The organism is Pseudomonas asuensis (assembly GCF_014646755.1).
GTDB classification, from domain to species: Bacteria; Pseudomonadota; Gammaproteobacteria; order Pseudomonadales; family Pseudomonadaceae; genus Chryseomonas; species Chryseomonas asuensis.
Window position 1 is genome coordinate 108,932 of the sequence record NZ_BMNW01000006.1, and the last position, 22,128, is coordinate 131,059.

Annotated in this window: 14 protein-coding genes and 1 pseudogene; 13 read left to right on the top strand and 2 right to left on the bottom strand. The window is 50.9% G+C overall.

Annotation, left to right across the window (positions count from 1 at the left end; genetic code table 11):
• Nucleotides 1-341: 341 nt before the first annotated feature.
• Nucleotides 342-1,253 (bottom strand): LysR family transcriptional regulator, encoded by a 912-nt coding sequence (locus IEX86_RS14510; RefSeq protein WP_188866849.1) that lies wholly within the window; start codon nt 1,251-1,253, stop codon nt 342-344.
• 1,115 nt (nt 1,254-2,368) lie between these two features.
• Between IEX86_RS14510 and IEX86_RS14515 the strand changes: the two genes are divergently transcribed.
• From IEX86_RS14515 to IEX86_RS14550, 9 genes and pseudogenes are all read left to right on the top strand, one after another.
• Nucleotides 2,369-3,637, top strand: a complete 1,269-nt coding sequence (locus IEX86_RS14515; RefSeq protein ID WP_188866850.1) for a c-type cytochrome — start codon at nt 2,369-2,371, stop codon at nt 3,635-3,637.
• Nucleotides 3,634-4,110 carry a (2Fe-2S)-binding protein gene (locus IEX86_RS14520; RefSeq protein ID WP_188866851.1) on the top strand — a complete coding sequence of 159 codons (477 nt, stop codon included), beginning with the start codon at nt 3,634-3,636 and terminating at the stop codon, nt 4,108-4,110. Before IEX86_RS14515 ends, IEX86_RS14520 begins: the two co-directional genes overlap by 4 nt.
• Complete coding sequence (locus tag IEX86_RS14525; protein ID WP_188866852.1) at nt 4,100-6,337, top strand: xanthine dehydrogenase family protein molybdopterin-binding subunit; 2,238 nt, start codon at nt 4,100-4,102, stop codon at nt 6,335-6,337. Before IEX86_RS14520 ends, IEX86_RS14525 begins: the two co-directional genes overlap by 11 nt.
• 484 nt (nt 6,338-6,821) lie before the next feature.
• Nucleotides 6,822-7,685 (top strand): FAD binding domain-containing protein, encoded by an 864-nt coding sequence (locus tag IEX86_RS14530; RefSeq protein WP_229685349.1) that lies wholly within the window; start codon nt 6,822-6,824, stop codon nt 7,683-7,685.
• 23 nt (nt 7,686-7,708) lie between these two features.
• Nucleotides 7,709-7,999, top strand: coding sequence for a Rossmann-fold NAD(P)-binding domain-containing protein (locus IEX86_RS25020; protein WP_229685350.1), 291 nt, complete (start codon nt 7,709-7,711; stop codon nt 7,997-7,999).
• Between the two features lie 28 nt (nt 8,000-8,027).
• A pseudogene (locus IEX86_RS14535) lies at nt 8,028-9,139 on the top strand (alkene reductase).
• 231 nt (nt 9,140-9,370) lie between these two features.
• Nucleotides 9,371-10,267: a glyoxalase gene (locus tag IEX86_RS14540; RefSeq protein ID WP_188866854.1), complete on the top strand. Its 897-nt coding sequence runs from the start codon at nt 9,371-9,373 to the stop codon at nt 10,265-10,267.
• A 17-nt stretch (nt 10,268-10,284) separates the two neighbouring features.
• The gene (locus tag IEX86_RS14545) at nt 10,285-11,697 is read left to right on the top strand and encodes an alginate export family protein (RefSeq protein WP_188866855.1); all 1,413 of its coding nucleotides are present in this window, start codon (nt 10,285-10,287) and stop codon (nt 11,695-11,697) included.
• A gap of 85 nt (nt 11,698-11,782) precedes the next feature.
• Nucleotides 11,783-12,307 carry an acyloxyacyl hydrolase gene (locus IEX86_RS14550; RefSeq protein ID WP_373290443.1) on the top strand — a complete coding sequence of 175 codons (525 nt, stop codon included), beginning with the start codon at nt 11,783-11,785 and terminating at the stop codon, nt 12,305-12,307.
• Nucleotides 12,308-12,774: 467 nt separating this feature from the next.
• Here IEX86_RS14550 and IEX86_RS14555 read toward each other — a convergent pair whose 3' ends face one another.
• Nucleotides 12,775-17,451, bottom strand: a complete 4,677-nt coding sequence (locus IEX86_RS14555) for an ATP-binding sensor histidine kinase (protein WP_229685351.1) — start codon at nt 17,449-17,451, stop codon at nt 12,775-12,777.
• Nucleotides 17,452-19,129: 1,678 nt separating this feature from the next.
• On the opposite strand from IEX86_RS14555, the gene IEX86_RS14560 reads away from it, so the two are divergent.
• From IEX86_RS14560 to IEX86_RS14575, 4 genes are all read left to right on the top strand, one after another.
• A complete protein-coding gene (locus IEX86_RS14560) occupies nt 19,130-19,300 on the top strand; it encodes a permuted SH3 domain-containing protein (RefSeq protein WP_188866856.1) in 171 nt (56 codons plus the stop codon).
• Nucleotides 19,301-19,629: 329 nt separating this feature from the next.
• On the top strand, nt 19,630-21,000 hold the full coding sequence (locus tag IEX86_RS14565) for an ATP-binding protein (RefSeq protein ID WP_188866857.1): 1,371 nt from the start codon (nt 19,630-19,632) through the stop codon (nt 20,998-21,000).
• Complete coding sequence (locus IEX86_RS14570) at nt 20,997-21,710, top strand: response regulator transcription factor (RefSeq protein ID WP_229685352.1); 714 nt, start codon at nt 20,997-20,999, stop codon at nt 21,708-21,710. Before IEX86_RS14565 ends, IEX86_RS14570 begins: the two co-directional genes overlap by 4 nt.
• 48 nt (nt 21,711-21,758) lie before the next feature.
• Nucleotides 21,759-22,127 (top strand): response regulator transcription factor, encoded by a 369-nt coding sequence (locus IEX86_RS14575; RefSeq protein ID WP_188867030.1) that lies wholly within the window; start codon nt 21,759-21,761, stop codon nt 22,125-22,127.
• Nucleotide 22,128 lies beyond the last annotated feature (1 nt).

Sequence of the window (22,128 nt, forward strand, 5' to 3'; positions counted from 1 at the left end):
GGTCTTTAGTCACCCTAATCAGGGACCTGGAGCGCGCCATACGCATTGTGAGAGGCGCACAATGACGGTAATCGCCCTTTCAGATAGTCAGAGTAGTTCATGCCTGCCGTTGCTATAGAAAGTCAATTACGGGAAAGAACATAATTTACGTGGAGAGCATAGTTAGAAGTGTTGGACGCAGCGAAGTCTCAGCTCGGCTATTCAGCGCTAGTGATCAGGCGCGCCAAATACCAGCTGTACGGTAGTCCCACTCTGACACATCCAAATAAGGAAATGGCTAACGTAAACTAATTGAAACAGAGCCTTGGCAGTAATAGCCTTTGAAGCAATACAGGATTGTGTTAACTCGTGCTTTCTCTAGAAAGAATCTCTTCAAGGAAATCAATAAATACACGAATGCGCGTAGAACCCCGGTGATTGGGTAAATAAAGAGCGTTGATAGAGCCATTAGCGCTGCCTGGATGGACATCATAGCCTGAGTACAGGCGTGTCATTCTGCCCTGATGCACATCCTTGATAACAAGCCAGTCTGCAAGCAGGGCTAGTCCCTCTCCTGCAAGTACTGCTCGTCGCAGCACATCTGCATTATTGCTTTGCATCCGTCCATGAGCGTTCACGGAGACCTGCTCTTCACCTTGACGGAACAGCCAAGTATAGCCACTGCCTCCATAATCAAAGAGCAAACAGCAATGCTCACTTATGTCATGGGGAAGGGTAGGTGTGGGTTTCCTTACAAGATAGTGAGGGCTGGCCACTATCCAGCGTTCAAACCAACCAACCGGCTTGCAAATGATTTCTTCAGTGGACACACTCGACCCGAGCCGCACGGATAGATCTATCCTATCCTTAAGCAAATCAACTCTCGCGTCACTCAAATGCAGGCTGATTTCAAGGTCGGGATGCTGAGCAAGTAGACGTGGCAGATGAGGTGCAATAACCCGTCGACCGAACTCTACGGGTACACTGACACGCAGCTTGCCGCGTGCGCAGGTACCGCGATCGGTGACTGCATTGTCGGCGCGCTCCAAAGCTTCGAGAATAGCGACAGCGCTATCAAAATATAACTGACCTGCTTCAGTAGGGAAGTTATGTCGGGTACTGCGGTTCAGCAGAGCAGAGCCTAGTTCAGCCTCCAGGGCCGCAACTTGCCGAGTAACCGATGAGGTGGCAATTTGAAGCTTGCGCGCGGCAGCAGAGTAGCCGCCACAGCGTACAGTTTCCACAAACATTCTAAGCGCAAGTAATTTATCCATCTGAGCGACCTGGCAAATATCAATTCCGGTTCTGACCAGACTTGGTATGGCCACTTCAAGTTAGATTGATACCTGGCAGAAGGATTGAATAAACGTGCTCTTAATAGTGGCTTTTCAGTACAGAGCAAACAGGGCAAGCACAAGACTTGATATGGCTACAATTTTCGGACCAACCTCAGACAGGCGCCTCGTCTATTAAGCGATGCTGATGACGAGAGTCTTATCTAGATTGCATTCAATCCTATAGCTGTTTGGATTAGGCACATAAACCTCACGCTACCCCGTCAGTCTGTATAACTACCCGGCAAAATCCAGCGATGCAGCTGACTTAATGGGCCATGGTTGAGCTTTTCCCAGCCTTGAAGGAAAGCTTTCACTACTAAAGCTCACACCTGCGTACAAAAGTAGGACGCTACTGGCCATGGACCATGATGGACGGAGGGCTAGAGTCATGCCGTATGATCACGTTGCAGGTATTTTAAGGAAAACATCAAAGCGTAGGGAACGGCAGCTTTGCTCTTGGCGCAAAACGCCGTTGCGTCTGTTTCGGATACTCCGGTTCATAGGTATTTTTTACTCTTAGGTCATCTAACCACGGCCAAACGGTCGAGCCGGTGGTCTGGGAGACGGCTTATGAACCTGCCTCTATGTCCAAATAAATACTTGAAGACCATGGCATGGCGTTTTCTCGATGCGTTGAAGGGGACGCCGAGCTGTGAAAGTAGCATTGATAGAAGTGACCCATTAGGGTCGCTATACTCATGCGGTTATCCGGCGCTCAGCCAAACAGCTATACCGGAAGAGCATTTATATCTGGGGCGATTACTTGTCTTGCCATCTCTCCCTGCTCAGTGGCGACGCATGGCTGATATTGCTCGATACCGTGCTCTGCTTTATGGCATAGCCAACCCTTGTTTCGAAGCATTGTCAGTGCGCTTGGGAGCAAGACTATCGAAAGACTTACCCACAGACTTCTTCAGTGCAAGCTCAGCTTTAAAGTCGCAACCGAGCGGCCATAACCACTTGCACTGTGCCTTGTTATCAATATGCATAACGCTTGTGTTCTGGTCCGCCCTTTACACTGCGTGTTACAAGGATCTGTGCGGGGTGTTGCGATGACCCGACGATCACTATGGTTGGCCGCGGCGCTAATGGTTGTAGTCTTCGGAGGCGTAAGTGCGTTTCTGCTGATGTGGCGCCCGGCAATTGAGCCAGTCGAGCTTCCTCAGCACTTCGATTCCGAGCAACTGCTTCGTGGGGCGAGGGTAGTAGAAGCGGGTGACTGTGCTGTCTGTCATACCCGGCCAGGTGGAAAGTATCTGGCCGGTGGGCTGGGGCTGGTTACCCCTTTCGGCACGCTTTACAGCACTAACATTACCCCCGATCCTGACACTGGAATCGGACGATGGTCGCTGCCTGCATTTGAGCGGGCCATGCGTCAGGGTATCTCAAGGGATGGCCACTTTCTCTACCCCGCCTTTCCCTATGTGCATTACAGCCGAATGACGGATGAGGATATTCGCGATGCTTATATGTACCTTATAAGCGGGCCAGGGGTGCATGCGCCGGCGACGCCTAACCAGATGAATTTTCCCATGAACATACGGCCCCTGGTGTCGTTCTGGAATTTGCTGTTTTTACACAGCGACAGAATTACTGCCTTACCGGACAAGTCGCAGACATGGAATCGAGGAAAGTATCTGGTTGAGGGGGCGGGGCACTGCGCAGGGTGTCATACACCGCTTAATGCGCTTGGCGCGGAAAAGTCAGGGCAGTCTCTGGCAGGTGGTGTCGTAGACGGTTGGGAGGCACCTTCGTTACGTGGGATGAGTTCAGGTCCACGCCCATGGACCTCTGAGCAGCTCGTAGGGTACTTGCGCGCACAAGTAGTCCCCAATCATGGTACTCCTGCAGGTCCCATGCGGCCTGTAAGCCTGGGGCTGGCACGCCTGCCGTTGGCTGACGTAGAAGCAATTGCTGATTATCTTCTCAGCCTTCAGGCGCCAGCAGCAACCAGGTCCAAAGAGTCTTCAAAAATGACTCCAATAGCTGCCCAGCAAGCGGCAGGCTTGGCTCTTTTCCAAGGCTCATGTGCAGGATGCCATGCACCTGGCGCTGCCATGAGAACTATAGATGCTCGCCCTGGACTTGAGCAGACCTCAGCGTTACATGCCACTAGTCCACGCAATTTCCTGAAAACGGTGATGGAAGGGATTGCGCCTGTTCCTGGCATGCCCGGTCCTGTGATGCCTGCATTCTCAGCCAGCTTGAGTGACGACCAGTTGGAGGCACTCGCAGCTTACCTTAGAGAGCAAACACAACCGGACGAGCCTTGGACTGATCTTTCTTCAACGATCCATGATCTGCGCCAGGAGGCAAAATGACGACCACTACGCTTCACGTCAATGGTTCGGCTCATACACTTGATATTGACCCGGACATGCCTCTGCTTTATGCCTTGCGCAACCATTTGGGCCTCAATGGTGCCAAGTATGGGTGCGGCTTAGGGCAATGCGGCGCATGCACCGTACTGCTTGACGACAAGCCGGTGTTCTCCTGCCTCACACCCTGTTCAGGTATGGAAGGAAGAAAAATTCGTACGGTTGAGAGCCTGGGTAGCGCTGAGCAACCAGGCCCGCTTCAGCAAGCCTTTATCGATACTCAAGCAGCGCAATGTGGTTACTGTATTGCAGGCATGATCATGAGGGCTCAGGCATTGCTCGAGCAAGAGCCGCATCCTGGCGAGGAGGCTATTCTCGCGCATATGGCGCCAAACTTGTGTCGATGCGGAACGCATCTGCGAATCCTTGAGGCCATTCGCCACGTGAGTAAGGATGGGGTGAAACATGCCGGCTAGTACTGAGAAAGGATTTAGCCGTCGCGCGTTTCTCCAGGGGGGCGCATTGCTGATGGTTTTTACCCTTGTTCCTGCGTCACGTCGCGTGTTGGCCGATACTGAAGTTGATACGCTAGGGACCGTGGTTCTTGCACCTGACTTGCCTGGAAGTCTACGTACCAACCCTTATTTGGATGCCTGGATCAAGATAGGAAGTGATGGCATTACGGTATACACCGGCAAGGTAGAGCTGGGCACTGGTGTGAAGACAGCATTGCTGCAAATTGCAGCAGAGCGGCTGGAGGTTTCGCCCGGATCTATCCGATTTTTGACTGCCGACACGGCGCTAACGCCTAATGAAGGTTATACCGCCGGGAGTCACAGTATTTTTGATAGCGGTACAGCGTTGTTCAATGCAGCCGCTCAAGTGCGTCAGCTTCTACTCGAGTCCGCAGGCCGAACCTGGCGTCTCGATCCCTCCATCCTGAAAACCCACGATGCGGTAATCCAGGCTCCTTCAGGGCAGAAGATGACCTATGCGGATGCCGTCGCAGGCGTGGAACTGCATCAGTACGCAAAGGCTGATTCGCCTTTAATGCCGATATCTGATTTCAAGTTGATTGGGCACTCTTTGCCTCGTCTGGACATTCCTGCCAAAGTAAGCGGCGGTGCGGCATTCATACAAGATATCCGCCTTCCCGGTATGCTCCACGCACGTGTTATTCGTCCGCCGAGGCCGAGTGCCTCGCTTGAGCGATTCGACTCGGAGCTCATCAGGAGCATGCCCGGTGTGCTTGAGGTTGTTCACGACGGAAATTACCTCGCTGTGGTTGCTCATGATGAGTGGCAGGCCATCAAGGCCATGCGCAAGGGGTATGAATTGGCGCAGTGGAATGGCGGAGACCCAGTGCCCGAGTCGAGTACTATCCATGAGCTGCTCACCAGGCTGCCAGCGAAACGTTACCCTATCAGCCACGAAGGTGGCTCACTCAAAGGTAGTGGTGCGCGGTTTCAGGCGCGGGTTACCAAGCAATATCTGATGCATGGCTCGATTGGCCCTTCCTGTTCGGTCGCGTGGTTCAAGGAGGGTCTCTTGACTGTCTGGACACACACCCAGGGCGTTTACCCATTAAGGGCAGGCATTGCCGAAATGTTGGGATTACCCTTGGAAAAGGTTAGATGTATCCATACCGAAGGGTCTGGCTGCTATGGTCATAATGGGGCCGATGATGCTGCGGCCGATGCTGCACTGATCGCAATGCGTCTGCCCGGCCAGCCGATCAGGGTACAGTGGATGCGCGAGCAGGAAAATTTATGGGAACCTTATAGTTCTGCAATGCTCACCCAGCTTGATGCCGGACTGGACGGCCAGGGGCGGCTTGAGGATTGGTCCTACGAGTTATGGACAACACCGCATAACGAGCGGATCGTCAATGCAGGCCGACTGATTCCGGCGCGCCTGTTGGCTTATCCCTTTGTGTCGGCCCCCTCTATACCGATTGCTCAACCCGAAGGAGACGGTGACCGTAACGCGGTTCCTCTATACACCGTTGGCTCGACGCGCATAGACATGAACTTTGTTACTGATATGCCGTTTCGAACCTCTGCCATGCGCTCGCTCGGTGCGCATATCAACATTTATGCGATTGAGGCATGCATTGATGAGCTGGCCCGGCAAAGCGGAAGCGACCCCGTCGCGTTCAGGCTTACCCACCTCACGGATCCGCGTGCCCGGGCGGTTATTGAGCAGACCCGAGATGCCTTTGGGTGGCCGCAAAGGCCTGCTACGCCGGGCACTGGAATTGGATTCGCTTTTGCGCGCTACAAAAACATCATGGGTTATTGCGCTATTGCCGTTCAGGTATACGTGCATCCTCAAACACAAGTCATTGAGGTAGAGCGCGTTGTCACCGCAGTGGATGTAGGACAGATTGTAAACCCTGACGGGCTACGCAATCAGGTCGAAGGGGGCATCGTGCAATCGATGAGCTGGACCTTGTACGAAGCGGTAAGTTACAACGCAGAAGGGGTCCGCAGCTATGATTGGAGCGGATACCCTATCCTGCGCTTTCCGCAGCTACCCAGTCATGTCGACGTTCATATGTTGGATCAACCGGGACAGCCCTTTCTTGGGGCTGCTGAAATTGTCCAGGGACCAATGGCCGCTGCGTTGGGTAATGCCGTGGCAGATGCAACGGGACGCAGGCGATTAAACCTACCGCTGGGCCGTGCGGTTGAAGAGGCTTGAAAGATCAAAGGCAGTTATCTAAAAACTCGTGCGTACCATTCGGTTTTAGCCTCGGCAAGAAGAGAGCTTTAAGCTGACACCTGCCCCTTTTGGGTTCCACTTCCTTCTCTAGAGCCGTGTTCAATGCACCTAACACAGTGGGCTGCAGGAATAGTTTTCTAGTACAAGCTTTTATGCAAAGGCACTGGCTTTGCTGTGAGTAGCTCTCTTCATCTTGCAGAGCTATGACATTTTAGAAGGGTTTTTACAGCGCTCCCTAGCTTGGTATACGTTTCCAGAAGCGTTGTGCGCCAGACAACAGTGCGCGGCTATAAGTCAAGTGTGACAGGTTGGGCCTTAAGCCCTTAAGAAGCAGTTTGGGTATATACGCGTCGACCCTTGCTTTCTGAGACCGTTGCGTCTGACGCAATGCAGCTGAGTTTATGGGGTGGATTATCACCTTAGCCTGAGCAGACTACCTTAGTGCCAAAAGGAGGAAAGAACTATGTCTGGCACTTCTTCGCGCGTCACTAATAGTCATTCAGCAGCTGTCATTGGCGGATCTCTTGGCGGTCTGTTTGCCGCAAATATGCTTCGTTCCGCCGGGTGGGAGGTTGAGGTCTTCGAGCGCTCTCTGCACGATCTTGACAGTCGAGGCGGAGGTATTGTGTTGCAGCCGTCTGTAATTGACGTCTTGCGCCGTAGCGGCTGTAGTCTTCCGGCTGAAAGTCTAGGGGTGGCTTCAAGGTACCGCATCGTCTTTCGACCTGACGGCTCGGTTCAAAGCCATCACTATGCGCCACAGATACAAACGTCCTGGTCACTCATTTACACCACCCTGCGTAATGCTTTCGGACTGGAACACTATCATCGGGGCTATACGTTAAATGATATCAAGATGATATCACCTAATAGAGTTGACGCCTTATTTGATAATGGAGCGAGTGTTGAAGCTGATCTTCTGATTGGTGCTGATGGCGGTGGCTCGACAGTACGCAGTCTGTTATGGGCTCACAGCGAGCCGCACTACGCCGGCTATGTTGCATGGCGCGGCTTGATACCAGAAAGCGCTGTTCCAGAAGAAGTGAGAAGCGTCTTACTGGGTAATTTCGCTTTTGCCAATAATCAAGGTTCACACATCCTTGGCTATCTGGTGCCCGGAGAGCATAACGATGTAACCCCAGGGCGTCGCTTGTACAACTGGGTATGGTACCGGACTGTTTCTGCGCAAACGTTACCGGCTCTCCTTATAGACCGTTACGGACAAAAGCGTAGTTACTCGGTCCCCGAAGGACTCTTGTCAGACACGTGGAGAAGAGAGTTGCACATACAGGCTGACACGCTACTACCGCCTCCTTTCAGGCGGTAGTCAAAGCTACAGAGCAGCCGTTCATGCAAGTAATCAGAGACCTTATTGTCGACGAGATGGTGGTCAAAAGAGTGATCCTGCTCGGCGATGCCGCTGCTATCCCACGTCCCCACACTGCTGCAAGTACAGCCAAAGCCGCCACAAATGCCCTGGCGCTTTCTGATGCGCTGCGTGCATCTCCTCCAGATATCGACCAAGCACTCAAAGAGTGGCAGGTCTCGCAAGTTGCGTTTGCCAGGCGATTGCACAGGGATGGTCGGGAGATTGGAAATCATCTGATGTTTAACGCTGCGTCAGTGCCTTTAGACGCTTAACCGCCGAGTTACATACGAGGATGCATTCATGACAGCACACTTGTTTCAGCCAATCACAGTGGGTTCTTATCATCTAGCCAATCGCATCGCCATGGCGCCCCTTACACGTTCTCGCGCAGGTCAACCCGGAGATGTACCGACCGCGATGAATGCGCAGTATTACAGGCAGCGAGCCACGGCTGGACTTATCATCACCGAGGCTACGCAAATATCGCAGCAGGGTAAAGGATATGCCTGGACGCCTGGCATCTATACATCAGAGCAGGTAAACGCCTGGCGCCAGGTGAGCGAGCAAGTGCATGAGGCAGACGGGGTCATTTTTATGCAGCTCTGGCATGTAGGACGGGTATCCCATCCTTCTTTCCAGCCAGACCATGCACTTCCTGTTGCGCCGAGTGCATTACCCGTCTCGGGAAAGACATTCATTATTGATGAGCAGGGTAAGGGCGTCTGGGGTGAGGTGCCAATACCTCGGGCACTGGAGCCCAACGAAATTCAAGACATTATCAGTGATTACCGGCAGGCAGCACGTAATGCCATCCAGGCTGGTATGGACGGTGTGGAGATACATGCTGGCAACGGTTATCTGCTTGACCAATTCATCAACAGCGCTAGCAATCACCGCCAGGATGCCTATGGAGGGTCTTATGAAAACCGTGCACGGTTTCTTCTGGAGGTCGTTGAAGGCGTTGCGCAAGAAATAGGCGCAAGCAAAGTAGGGGTGCGCCTAACACCTATGGGACGGTTCATGGGAATGGGCGACGAGACTCCCAAGGAGACGTTTAGCCATATTGTGCATTCACTCAATCGCTGGCCGCTGGCCTATCTTCATCTTGTCGAGCCTGCTGTTGTGGGTACGGTAAAAGATGAAAATTTTGATCCGCAGTGGGATGAAATTATTCTGCAGCTACGGGCAATATGGCAGGGCGTACTCATTGTTGCCGGAGGTTATGATCCTGAGGCAGCAGAGCAGGCATTGGTTACCGGCCGTGCAGACATGGTAGCTTTCGGCCGGCCTTTTTTGGCCAATCCTGATCTGCCGCGTCGTATCAAGGAAGGCCTTCAGTTGAATACGCCTGATCCCTCTACCTTCTTTGGTGGAGATCACAGGGGTATATAGATTACCCCGTGCATCCCTGATGAAACGCTGTGTTGCAGTAGAGCGGCTGAACAGCTGCTCTACCAATTCATACATTACGGCGCGTCTAACTTATCTGCCCAGATAGTAGGTGGGAGCTTGAGCAAGCCTGAACCCTGCTTGCTTTAGCACAAACATACAATCCCAGACGCACACTCACCTCATAGACTGCCCAGGCTCTAGCACGGCCCGCTTAAGCGCGGACATCTTTCTATTCTCGATGGTTTGTCACTATGCCCAGATATCTGCATAAGAAGCTATTTGCCGCCTTGGCTATCTCGTTCACAGTTGGCCTGAGTGCTCAGGCCGCACCAGTTGCGGTTGCTCCACAATACGACACTAGTCACGTGTACGTGGCACCAGGTGATGTCAATCGCTTCGTTCAGAGCTTTCTTGCAACATTTGGCGGAAAAAGCACTCCTCAGGTCGTTGTGAACGTTTTGCCTGTGCCTAGCAGCACTACCTCGCAACTGCTACAAACGCCTGTAGGTACGGTTTCGTTATTTGGTTTTACTACACCTGTACCCTATCCATTTGGAGCTGAGCGAAACGGATATTTGGTTAAGGACATGGACGTAGCGCTTGCCGAAGCAAAGGCAAATGGTGCAGACATCATCGTGCAGGATTTTCCCGACCCTATCGGTCGGGATGCCGTGGTGCAATGGCCGGGCGGGGTAAACATGCAGTTGTACTGGCACACCAAGACCCCAAGCTACGCTGCTTTCCAGACGGTTCCTGAGAATAGGGTTTACGTCTCGCCTGATCGCGGAGATGCCTTTGTCAAAGCATTCCTGGGTTTTGCCCATGGCAAGGTAGTAGCTGATGACAAACAGGCGAAGGGTGAGCAGATTGGCCAGCCTGGAAAAACGTTCCGTCGTATCGAGCTTTCTTCGGATTTTGGAAAGATGACAGTGTTTATTACTGATGGACATCTTCCATACCCCTTCGGGCGCGAGACCACCGGCTATGAGGTGAGTGATCTGACTGCCACCCTGGCCAAGGCCGAAGCCTCTGGAGCCAAGGTCATTGTTCTCGCCTTGCAGCAAGCCGACCGTACCGCTGCCATGGTTGAGTTCCCGGGCGGTTATATCGCTGAGATTCACCAGTTCGGTGCCATGAAGAAATCCTAATACTGCGAGGAAACCTTATGCGCCAGCGTCCGGCATGCAGGACCTACGCATGGGCTTTGGTACTGGCATGGCCACTGGGTATTCTCAGTAGCCATGCTGCCGAGTCCGCAACCGCATCTGAGCGACCCGCTCTCAAAACCAACCGATGGCAGGAAGACTGGTCTGCTCTGTCCAACCCTGATTTGCGTACCGCTCCACTGGATGGCCTCAAGTATATTTCGCTGTCCAGCGATAATCTCCAGAGCTATTTATCCTTGGGCGCTACGCTGCGAGAGCGTTATGAGATCAACGATGCCTCTGGCTTTGGAACACGTGGGCAACGGGATACGTGGTTGATTCAGCGTCTGCAGGTGCATGCTGACCTCCATATTAATGAACACTGGCGGATGTTTACGCAGTTGGAAGACGCTCGCGCTTTCAACAAAAAGACAGTGGGAGGCGCCGACCAGAATCACCTGGATCTACGTCTTGCATTTGTTGAGTACACCGATCAGTTCGGGGAAAACATCTTCAAGGCACGTGCAGGGCGCCAGGACTTTGCCTTTGACCTGCAACGGTTCATATCTAGCCGAGAAGGACCTAATGTAAGGCAATCCTTTGATGCAGTATGGGCTGACTGGGAGACTCCGCAGTGGCGATTTATTGGTATCGCCAGCCACCCTGTACAGTATCAGGACCAACGTCATTTCGATGATAAGTCCAATGCTGATGTCGCATTTCATATGATTCGCGCAGAGCGTCTTGTGGGGGGGAGTAACGAACTCTCTGCTTACTATGGACTGTATGAAGAGCGGGACGCCGCTTACCTTGATGCCACTGGTGATGAGCACCGAAACATTTTCGACGCTCGCTTGGGCGGCAATGCCCAAGGCTACGATTGGGATCTAGAGGGTATGTTGCAACGGGGCTCTGTAGGTTCAAAAAACATCAAGGCCTGGGCCGCGGGAAGCCGGCTGGGTTATACCTGGAAGGACGCCGCTTGGAGTCCTCGATTAGGGCTACAGTTGGACGCAGCATCTGGAGATCGTCAAGCTGGAAATGGCACTCTAGGTACTTTCAACCCGTTGTTTCCCAACGGTTATTATTTTTCATTATCAGGCTATACCGGTTACAGCAACCTCTACCATGTCAAGCCTTCACTTACTGTTAAACCTTTAGTTGGGCTTTCAGTGATGGGCGCTGTCGGTCTGCTGTGGCGGCAGACTATTAATGATGCCGTCTATACACAGCCAAATCTTCCGGTGGCAGGTACCGCAGGTCAGGGCAGTCGCTGGACGGGTTATTACAATCAGTTGCGTGCTGATTATGCATTGACTCGCAATATTTCTACCGCCGTAGAGGCTGTCCATTATGAAGTGGGGCAGTCATTGCGTAATGCTGGTGGTCACGATAGTAACTACCTAGGCATTGAGACTAAATTCATGTGGTAAATGAGCTCTTACAAAGTGTTTCTCTATAGGGAAACACTTGGAATACAGCAGCTTTATGGTAGCGGAACTACAGAAGGATTTTGAAGTGAACAAAGTGCTCTCATTAGCCATGACTTTCGCGGTATGTTGTGGATCTGCACTATCGGCGCAGGCCACCGATATTTCAGGGTCAGTAGGGATTACAGGGCAGGGGGATATGACGTATCGTCTGGCCATGGGCGTTAACTGGAACACGCAATGGTGGCAGACATCAGCGGGTCGTCTGACGGGCTATTGGGACGCCGGGTACACCTACTGGGAAGGCGCAAATCATTATGCAGCGGCTAAGCATTCGCTTTCATTTGCTCCTGTGTTTGTATATGAGTTTGGTAACGGCCAGTTAAAGCCGTTTATTGAGGCGGGCATTGGCGTATCTGTTTTCTCTAGCACCCGGGTAGGTGAAAAAGATCTAGGCGCGGCTTTTAACTTTGAGGACCGCATAGGTGCTGGCGTAAAAATCGGGGATACGCAGCGAGTAGGTATTCGTGCGATTCACTACTCCAATGCGGGTATCAAGGAGCCTAACGACGGCATTGAGTCTTACGCGTTGTTTTACAGCCATGCGATTTGAGCTGTAGGTTAAGATAAGAGCCGATATTTACCGTCGGCTTTTATGCATTAAATATCTGCTAAAAATACCCTGAGATCGGCGGAGGCAAAAGTATCTTATAAATACGTCTGCTATGCAGCATATATCATGACGCTAGCTTTCAGTCTCATGTTCGGTCTTTTAAGCACTGAGCGTTTTATAGTTACTGGTCATGATCTCGATTCCTGCACAAATTTTCTGCTGCTCAGGTACTAACGCTTTGTTATGGAATAATCATTTGCATGCTATGTGGAATAGTTGCAGCGGTGCAGGATTGGCTTAGCGATTTCCAGCAAACGCGAGCCACGTTAATGCAGCTATATCTCTAGTCAAGCACCAAGCCGAGGCCTCGCGCTTGAGTTCAGGCGTAACAGTATGGTGGTGCCTAATAAGAAGACATTTTTTGCAGCGATCAGTGGCGATAATTCGGCTAAAGAGCTCAAAAACAATTACATGGCAGTAGAGATTCCAAAGCAGATACGGCAGCCGCCGTATTCTCCTGATTCTATCGTTAGTGACCCGCCATGAGCTTTAACAACTGAGCGACATATCGCAAGCCCGATACCCATACCCTCAGTCTTTGTCGTGTAAAGAGTATCAAAGACTCGTTCACGGTCTTCCTCAGCGATGCCAGGACCTGTGTCTTCGATAGTAATCTTTACAGTGTTGTTCTCGACGCTTGAGGCTATGACAAGGCGTCGATTTTCTTGTGCGACACTTGATAGTGCCTCCAGAGCATTGGTGACCAGGTTATAAATTACCTGCTGGATCTGAACTGGATCGGCAAGCGTGGCCGTATCTGCCTTCAGGCTGATGTCTAGTTTAACGCCCAGCTTCTCCGTGGCAGAAGCTGTCAGCCGAAGCACCTCAAGCACTAACCTATCCAGGAAGATAACTTGAAGGTTGGGCGGGGCTTGTTTAGCTAGAGAACGCAACGCCTTGAGAATGTTGGACGCACGAATGCCATCTAGTCGAATCCCTTCAAGGCCGGCCAACGCTTCCTCTATATCGGCAGGCTCACGTTTGAGCCATCGCAGACTCGCCCCTGCGTTTGAAACAATGGCAAGTAGCGGTTGGCTAAGTTCATGCGCAATAGAAGCAGACAGCTCTCCCATTACTGTAAGGTGCGAAACTCGCGCCAGCTCTGTTTGAGAGCGCAACAGCTCAGCTTCTACTTGAGCTCGTACCTGATTGTCCTCAACGAGTCTGGCATATAACTGAGCAGTCTCTATAGACACAGCGGCTTGAGAAGCAAGAATTTCAAGCATCGTTAGCCGCTCTGAGCAGAAAACGCCAGGAGTCTGGTTGTTCTCGAGGTAGATGAGGCCAATAAGATTGCCTTGTTTGAGAAGTGGCATACAGAGCACTGAACGCGCAATGCTTTTTCCAAGATCCATACGATGAGCTTCGGGACAATCCCGTTGCACATCCTCAAACACGTGAGGTTTACACGTTCTCATGGTTGCATAAAGCACAGACATGGGAGCAATTTCTGCTGTAGGCTGGCCGCTATGCATTTGGACCACGACTTCACCTTCGCTCAGGTTTGCAATGGCTGCAAGTACCAGCGTTTCTTTATCTACAGTCAATAAAATCCCACGCTCTGCGCCCGCATGAACCATGAGATGATTCATCAGCGTTTTTACCAGACGGTCCAGCAAGACCTCTTCAGAAAGCGCCCTTGCAGCTTGAATCCCAACCGCAAGGTCAATGCCTGTATGGGCTGAGGCTTGATCCGTTTGCTTTACAATCGGTTCGCTCGCCAGGAAAGAATGGGTGCTTTCTAGCTGTTTGACCTTACCGAGCGCGCCCCATAGGCGATAACAATCACGAGCCACACGAAAGTGGAGATTTGCTCCGGTTACCAAACCGCTGGCCTCACACATTTCGGCCATTAGCTCATGTGCTAGAGCCTGCTCATGCACAAATCCAGATGCTGCTGCAGCAATACCGGCTTGGTCAAAGCAGTGCAGGGCCACTAGATACTGTCCACGCAATTTGGCAATAAGCCCGTCGACCATAAACAACCGGTTACGAAAGGTCTTGGGATTGATTGAGTTCCAAACTACAAATCGTTCACGGTGCCTTTCAAGCCGCTGCAGTTTCGATGCAGTATCACCAGGAGCCGCAGGGTTGGCTTGTGCCAAGGCGTAGAAAAGATGGAAATCAGAAAGATTGATATGAGCGGGAAGAGACCAGGCGAGCGGTGCTGCGTCTGCAAACCGGCGAAGTGCGTAGTCCATATGGCCGTAGTAAAAGGCGGACATTCCCGAATAGAGATAAATCCAAAATAGCGTCGGCTGAGAGACTTTATCTTTATCTAGAGGACCGAACTTATCCGACTCAGGTTTATCAAGGTCTTTGATCGATTGTGCTGGTCGACCTAATTGCATATTCAAAGCAAAGGTCTGTTGAGCCAGTAGAATGCGTTCAATATCGATATATTGAAACTGCCTGACCAGTGCTAAACCAGAGCTGATTTCCTTAAGTACCTCAGGAAGGCGTTCGCCCATAATGAGCAGATCCGAGGCAATGTGGTTACAGGCATAACATGCCATTCCCAAATCGCCCCCTCCATAGCCTGATGCTAATGCTTCACGTGCTCTTGCTCTGGCATAGTCCAGTGATTCTGTCCAAGGACTTAACTGATCGATTGCAACTAAGGTTGCTGTTCGGGCGGCTGCGTATCCATGCTGTTCGACAAAGCTTAGGGCTACATTTCCAAACGCTAGGCCATCAGCATAGGCGTCATAACGAGCAGCAATCATCACGCCAAACCAAGACAAACCATAGCAGCAACCAGGTGTGGTGCCATGTAAAAGAGTTAACTCAACCATTTTCGCAAGATGGAGAAAGCTAATTCCATCGTTTACGAAAAAAGACGCAATGAGTGTACTCAACAGTTCCATTGCCACTTCTATCTGTGGATCGCTTGCTTTAGGTAGAGTACCAAGCTCGGCAATAGACCTGCTGCCAATGATCGCTTTGACTTGCTTATAGGTCTCGTCCAATTCAAATTCAGAAGGATTTCTCTGAAGCGAGATTCCAAGCAGCTTTAAGCCTTCAAGTGCAGCTACGATTGCTCCCTCATAATTAGAGTGCAACGTAAAGAGCGTAGCCTGTAGACGATATGTCAGTGCTTTATCACGTGGGCTGGTAGCCGCCGCCAGACAGTCATTGATGAGGCGGTGCGCATTATCCAGTTGCGCAAGCAACATCTCGCACTCCGCTGCAAGCAAGTGGGTTGCAAAGGCTTCAGGATACCAATTGGCCCAACCACTATTTCCCATCAATTTTTTGGCCGTTTTTAAATATCCGGCCGCTTGTTCTATAGCAGAAGCGTCCTTGGCTCGACGGGCTGCATCTAAAAGCAAGCCGATAAATGCTCTCACCTGTTCACACGTCAGCATACGAGGCGAGGCTCGCTGAATATGATTGGCAATTTCAAATGCAGCCTCAGAAGCGCGCGCTCCATAGATACACTGCATGGCTACTGCTATATGCGTATGCTCACTTGCGCGTTCAGAATCTGGTGTAAGGTTATAGGCAGCCTCAAGTACCCGGTCATGGGGGAATACGTAGCTTTGACCCTCTCGCTGTAAAAGACCTGCATTTACCAGCGTATCTGCCAGACAGCGCATTTGTTCGACGTCGAGGTTAGCCACGCGAGCCAACAAATCATCGTCGAAACGTTCTCCAATACACCCCGCTACCCGTATTAGCTCACGTTGCTCTGACGGCAACCGGCCAAGTCGGTTAACCATCAGCTCTATGACATTATCTGCATAACGATGCCTTACAACATCATCCATTGACCATATGCACTTTCGTGACGTTGCGTCAAAACGAATGATGCGGTCATCAATCATGGTGCGTAGCATCTGGTTTACAAAAAATGGATTTCCTGCCGTCTTGACGTGAATAAGGTGAGCCAGAGCTTCCGTCTCTTCAGGAGGCATCTCAAGATGGGTAGCCAAATATGTTGCGACAGCAGCGACAGGCAAGGGCTGCATATAAATCTGCTGAACCAGCAGGGATGAGTGATGTGACGCTAAAGTTATTAGGCCGTCACTGCTTGTCAGATCCCCGGCTTCACTATCTCGATAGGCCAGTATGAGCAGGACGTTGTGCGGTGGAGAGAGAAGAAACGCTTTGAGAAGAGACAAAGACGAGGCATCTGCCCATTGTATATCATCAAAAAAAAGTACCAATGGTTGATCACTATTGGCGAATGCAGATAGCGATTCCAAAAAGGCACTATTTGCTCGCTCCTGCGCGTGACGTGCAGGCAGGGCGGGCAGGCTTGCTGTAGCACCTATGACCATTTCTATTTGGGGGGAAAGCTCGGTAAGCAGGCGTCCACGGCCGTTAAGTAATTCAAGCAGCCGCTTACCTGTGTCTTGAACCTCAGTACTGTCTTTACCTAATAGCTGATCAGTAAGCGAAGTAAAGACTTGAGACCACAGCGCATAAGGTACTCCACGATAGAGGAGGCTACTTTTTCCGCTGGCGTAGTAGATACCCGTTACCTGAGCCAATACCTCATGAACTAAAGCCGATTTACCACTGCCGGCAGGTCCTGATATCAGGATTACTTCTGAGGCGCCAGTATGAGTAGTGCGTTGTAAGCCCTCTTCTATTTGCTTGCACTCGTGATCGCGCCCCACGAGCTTTTGCCCTCTAGCAGAGCCTACTAACGGATCTGAACGACCTAAGTTAAATGCTTCAATATGCCCATGGGCTTTCCACTGCTCAAGGCAGTAGAGCAGATCTGAGGCAAGAGATTCGGCACTTTGATAGCGAGCCTCTGGATCCTTAGCTATCGTTTTTAACAAAATATCGCAAACCATCTTGGGGATGGATAGATCCGTCGCGCAAGGTGAGGCTGGCTGCACGGCCGTATGAGCATATCTCCATTGGACAGCGTCCACGGCTGACAGGGGTAATGTTCCGCATAGCGCTTGGTACAAAATGGTGCCTAAGGCGTAGATATCACTCCGAACATCCAGATAGCCAGTCTTTAGATTGCTTTGCTCAGGTGCTTGGTAAGGCCAGGATTTTTCGGTTGGAAGCAAAAAGATAGGTGGCGGGCGAAAGCCTCGTAGTTTAACCGTACCGCTTGGCATGATTACCAACTGCTCAGGCCTTAGATTGCCATGTAGCACACCGTTCATATGCGCTTTTGCAAGGGCCAGGGCAGCAGCCTGAGCAATGTCAAGAAAGTGAGCAATGGATAGCTTACCCTTATCTAAAAGAACGGGGAGGTTTGCAGGGCTTACATGTGGATACACCACAAGCGGTCCATCAATTGTTCTCAGTAACGCAAGCGGCACTACAGCCCATTCCGGTTTTAAGGGAATGTTGTAGATTGCTTCTAATTGCTCAACCGCAGACTCTGATTGAGAGGGCGCTCGTATTGCCTCCCACTCATGCCCCGTACGAGGGTCTACTATGTGCAGATAAGCAAATTCATTTTCGCGCCAGAGCAAGGATAATTTACACCTGGAAAGCCAGGTCTCATCAAAGTTAGTGCCGGCATCGGGTGCGTTACTCGAACTGGAGTCGTAGCGCATGGAGCTCACTGGTAGCATCTCGTAGTAGTGGAGAAACCCTGCCTGCGTTACTCGTGGACGCGAAGCGGTTCCATCGCTGTTTAGGACAGTATTTCTCTATCTGTACTCGGCTTGGGTATGACTAGCTGGTACCGTGTACCCAAATTGCTTTTTGTATTGTGTCGGCGTCAAGCTTAACTGATTGCAGAAAATATAACGTACCCTTTGAGGTATCCCAAAGCCACCTTATGTAGAAAGAGGTGTCAGAGGTAGAACCCTTTGCTCAAGTAATTTGCGGGCAAAGTCTACCTTGGTATTTTGTACATATTCTATGGCGGGACGATTGGTTTTGAGCAAGAATCGTCGCCTAAAATTGCGTAGACTTATCTTTGCAAGATCGATCGTAATAGGCTCGTCGATATGATCAATACTATGGGTTTGTGCTTTTGCAATAGGGCTAACGCCTCTCGCGATAGCTGCCGGCAAAGAACCTTATTATCGCTGTTCACCCTGACGCTTGATGACTGCTGGTAATACGTTTACAACCCCAAGCGCAACGCTTTGACCATGATCATCAGCTATAGGGCTGAGGTCATATCATCCCCGCAGTAATGCCGTCAGAGGTAACAGGGGTTTGATCAAAATAAAGATTTGACCCATCTCGACTATGGCACTGAGAAAAGGGTTCACTAAGTGGTTAATCCGTATTGCATGAAATGTATTTTTAATAATTTCTTTATCAAAAATCACTTTATAAATAAAAATTGTCTTCAACTAATTTAGAAAATTGCTTAATCAATAGCTGGTCTTTATCAAATAAACTGTCTAAGGAAGGATATAGGCTTACTGTCTCCGATAATTTTGGCGAGGATGTACTATTGATCATCACAGTCAATAGGTTACGTTTTCCCTGTCTTTATTAAGGTTGCCTAAAAGAGCTTTCTAACTATATATCTATATTACTAATCCGGTTTTCTGGTTGCTGTGTCTATGATCGTAATGGCGTGAGTGCTTGGGAAGCCCTCTGTATCGCCGTTCGGATGAGTACATTCTATTAAGGCTTCATTGTGTTGAGCAGTTGAGGACCCAGGCTAACGTTTACCTGTCTATATACCTGCTTGGACTGCAATAAGGTTGAGTTAGCAGGGGCGCTATAATTAGGTTATGAAAGCATCCATTATTTAGGGGGCTATGGCCTGGAATTATGCCAGGACTATGCTAGAGGTATCAGCCTGATTTACTGTCATGCACTTTGGTCCGGGTACGTCTTGATCAGGCTTTAAACGAGCAAGGTATCATTATTCCCCCCCAGCGGACCGTTCAGCATGATACGGCTGGGCAGGCTACGGTGCTGGTCGTCAATGCGCAGAATCAGGTTGAACAAAAGACGGTTCGCCTGGGTGGCGTCCAGGATGATCGCTAAATCATTGAGGAGGGCTTAACGTCATCCGAGGTCACGCCTGCTTTATATACTCCTTTGGATACAAAACAGGCCATAGCGCCTTCGTGTCACTTTTTTGAACAACAAGCGCCTATATCTGAGTACGCTAAAGGAGTGCTCGTCTAGCTGAAGCGCGTATAAATATACCTTAATACCGCGTCCTAGAGCAGGTAACTCTTTTTACGCTCCATCACGCTTATTATCTCAAGAGATAATATCTACTCTGATCCGAGCCGTTATAGCATCCATCCTGCCAGTGCTTTCCACGTTGAGAAGGCAGTCTGTCAATAATAAAGGATTGGGTGACGCTCATGATTATGCTAGGTCAAGCCCAGGTATTTCTTCAGCAGAGAAAGGTCTTGAGGAATGACATAGTGCAGCCCTTGGGTGCGCGTGCGTTCGATGTATTAGAGTTATTGTTGAAGGCAAGAGGGCAGGTCGTCAATAAAGACCAGATCCTGCAATGCGTCTGGCCTTCAACGGTTGTGGAGGAAAACAACCTTCAAGTACATATCTCCTCGCTTCGCAAAGCCTTGGGCTGTAATAAGGACATCATACGCACGATACCAGGAAGGGGATATCTGCTGGTTGGGCAGGACGAGGAGGCACTAATGCCAAAGACTCCGACTCCATCACTTTGGGCGGACACAGGCAGCGTGTTGATCGGACGCGACGACGTCCTTGCGCAGGTCCATGACGCGCTGGCACGTAACCTCTTGGTCACCCTTATTGGATGTGGTGGCATCGGGAAAACAGCAATAGCACTAGCGCTGGCTGCCTCGATTCATGAGAGTCAGGCGAGGGTGGTTTTTCAAGTGATGTTTGCTGATGAGCAGTCACCCGATGGCCTGCTTGATAAACTGGCCAAAGCTATGGACATTGAGCCAGGCTCCATGGAGCAGGTAATGGACCGGCTCAAGCAACGGTACACAGACAATGCGTTGCTGATCGTGCTTGATAATTGTGAGCATCTGATCGAGGGGGTGGCTTCGCTGTGCGAATTCTTGTTCGCAACGGGACTTTGCCTAAAAATCCTGGTCACTAGCCGCGAGCCCTTGCGGATACGTAATGAGCATACGATTCGCATTCCGCCACTTGACACCGTTGGTGTGGAGTCTAGCGCGCAGGCGCTTCTCACTTGCAGTTCAACACAGCTGTTAATTCTCCGGCTATCGGGACTTGACCCCTCCTTTGTCCCTGACAATGCCAGCTTGGCGCTGTTGGGAGAAGTAGGGAGACTTGTCGATGGAGTACCATTGGCTCTGGAAATGGCTGCCATCCGGGCCTCAGCATTAGGGCTGCAAATAGTGATTGATGAATTGATTGATCGGCCACACATGCTGGATGCCAGCTTGCGAACAGCGCCCAGGCGCCAGCAGAGCCTTGCAGCTTGCATTGAGTGGAGCTATCGGCTTTTAGAAATGGAAGAGCGCAGTGTATTGCTTATGATCAGTCGTCTGGATGGTCAGTTTTCTCTGGACGCCGTTTGTGAAGTTGCTAGCGGACTAGGCTTTACCCACCGACAGCTCATGGACAGCATGATGGGGCTGATTACCAAATCGCTCCTGCTTATTGTCCCCCAGGGACCGTTTCACCGTTACCGACTAATGCGGGCGACACGCAGCTATCTGCTACACCAAATAGCAGTGAGAAATGATTCATCGCTTAGCATGTATCCATGAACAGCCCAGCTCACACTGTGAAAAGCGTATTTCAGACGCTTGAAGAGAATCACTGCATGACCGAGTCGTTCTGTCCTGAAACTATAGGCTCACTACGGGCACAGGGATTTGAGCCTGTTGTTTATATCGTTGATGACGAGGCAAGCATCTGCCAGGCATTGTCCCGCTTGTTACGCTCGTACGATATTCGTTGCGAGACGTTTTCAGACCCTCAGCACTTTCTGGATCAACCCTGCTCACTGCAACCCTGTTGCCTGCTGTTGGATGTCAACCTGGCGCAAGGTGACGGGTTTTCCTTGCAGGATGAAATGAATCAGCGCGGGCTGATGCTCCCCATCATTTTCATTACCGGATTCGGCACTATTCCAATGTCCGTTCGTGCAATGAAGGCCGGTGCTCATGAGTTCCTTACAAAGCCGTTCAATGAAGAAGAACTGCTACAGGTGGTAGTGCAGGCGCTCCAGCTTGATGCCGGGCGGCTGGCTTACCGTCTGGAAACAGAGGCCCTGAGACAACGTTACCAAAGCCTTACAAAGCGAGAAAAAGAAGTACTTGAGCTGATCCTGAGCAGCCACATGGTCAAGCAAATCGCATTTACGCTGAACATTAGCGAGATTACGGCAAAAGTGCATAAGCGACACGTACTCACCAAAATGAAGGCAAGGACGCCCCTGGAACTATTAAAAATCTATGAACGGCTTCAGCCATGAGCTTGCAGGCGACGATTCGTCCTTTATGAGAACGCTACTATGACAGTCATCTGTATCGTCGATGACGATGCTTCTGTACGCAAGAGCCTCGGGAACCTCCTCAAGTCGGCAGGCTATCGCCCTGCCAGTTTCGAGTCAGGCGAAGCATTTCTCGAATCAGAAGCGGCGGGTACGGCAGGATGCTTGTTGCTGGATATGTGTCTGCAAGGCATGCATGGCCTTGAAGTACAGCGGCAGCTGCTGGTAGCAGGCAGGACGATCAGTGTGATATGCATGTCGGCGCACGCAGATGACCATGTTAAACGGAGCGCGTATGCTGCAGGCGCCATCAGCTTTCTCGACAAACCATTCGATGATCTGGCTCTGCTGGAGCGGATCAGCGTTGCATTGGCCCAGTACGACCAAGCAAGAATTTGAC

Coding starts and splice junctions, on each gene's coding strand:
- IEX86_RS14510 (WP_188866849.1), bottom strand. CDS start 1,253: ATGGATAAATTACTTGCGCTTAGAATGTTTGTGGAAACTGTACGCTGT.
- IEX86_RS14515 (WP_188866850.1), top strand. CDS start 2,369: ATGACCCGACGATCACTATGGTTGGCCGCGGCGCTAATGGTTGTAGTC.
- IEX86_RS14520 (WP_188866851.1), top strand. CDS start 3,634: ATGACGACCACTACGCTTCACGTCAATGGTTCGGCTCATACACTTGAT.
- IEX86_RS14525 (WP_188866852.1), top strand. CDS start 4,100: ATGCCGGCTAGTACTGAGAAAGGATTTAGCCGTCGCGCGTTTCTCCAG.
- IEX86_RS14530 (WP_229685349.1), top strand. CDS start 6,822: ATGTCTGGCACTTCTTCGCGCGTCACTAATAGTCATTCAGCAGCTGTC.
- IEX86_RS25020 (WP_229685350.1), top strand. CDS start 7,709: ATGCAAGTAATCAGAGACCTTATTGTCGACGAGATGGTGGTCAAAAGA.
- IEX86_RS14540 (WP_188866854.1), top strand. CDS start 9,371: ATGCCCAGATATCTGCATAAGAAGCTATTTGCCGCCTTGGCTATCTCG.
- IEX86_RS14545 (WP_188866855.1), top strand. CDS start 10,285: ATGCGCCAGCGTCCGGCATGCAGGACCTACGCATGGGCTTTGGTACTG.
- IEX86_RS14555 (WP_229685351.1), bottom strand. CDS start 17,451: ATGCCAAGCGGTACGGTTAAACTACGAGGCTTTCGCCCGCCACCTATC.
- IEX86_RS14565 (WP_188866857.1), top strand. CDS start 19,630: ATGATTATGCTAGGTCAAGCCCAGGTATTTCTTCAGCAGAGAAAGGTC.
- IEX86_RS14570 (WP_229685352.1), top strand. CDS start 20,997: ATGAACAGCCCAGCTCACACTGTGAAAAGCGTATTTCAGACGCTTGAA.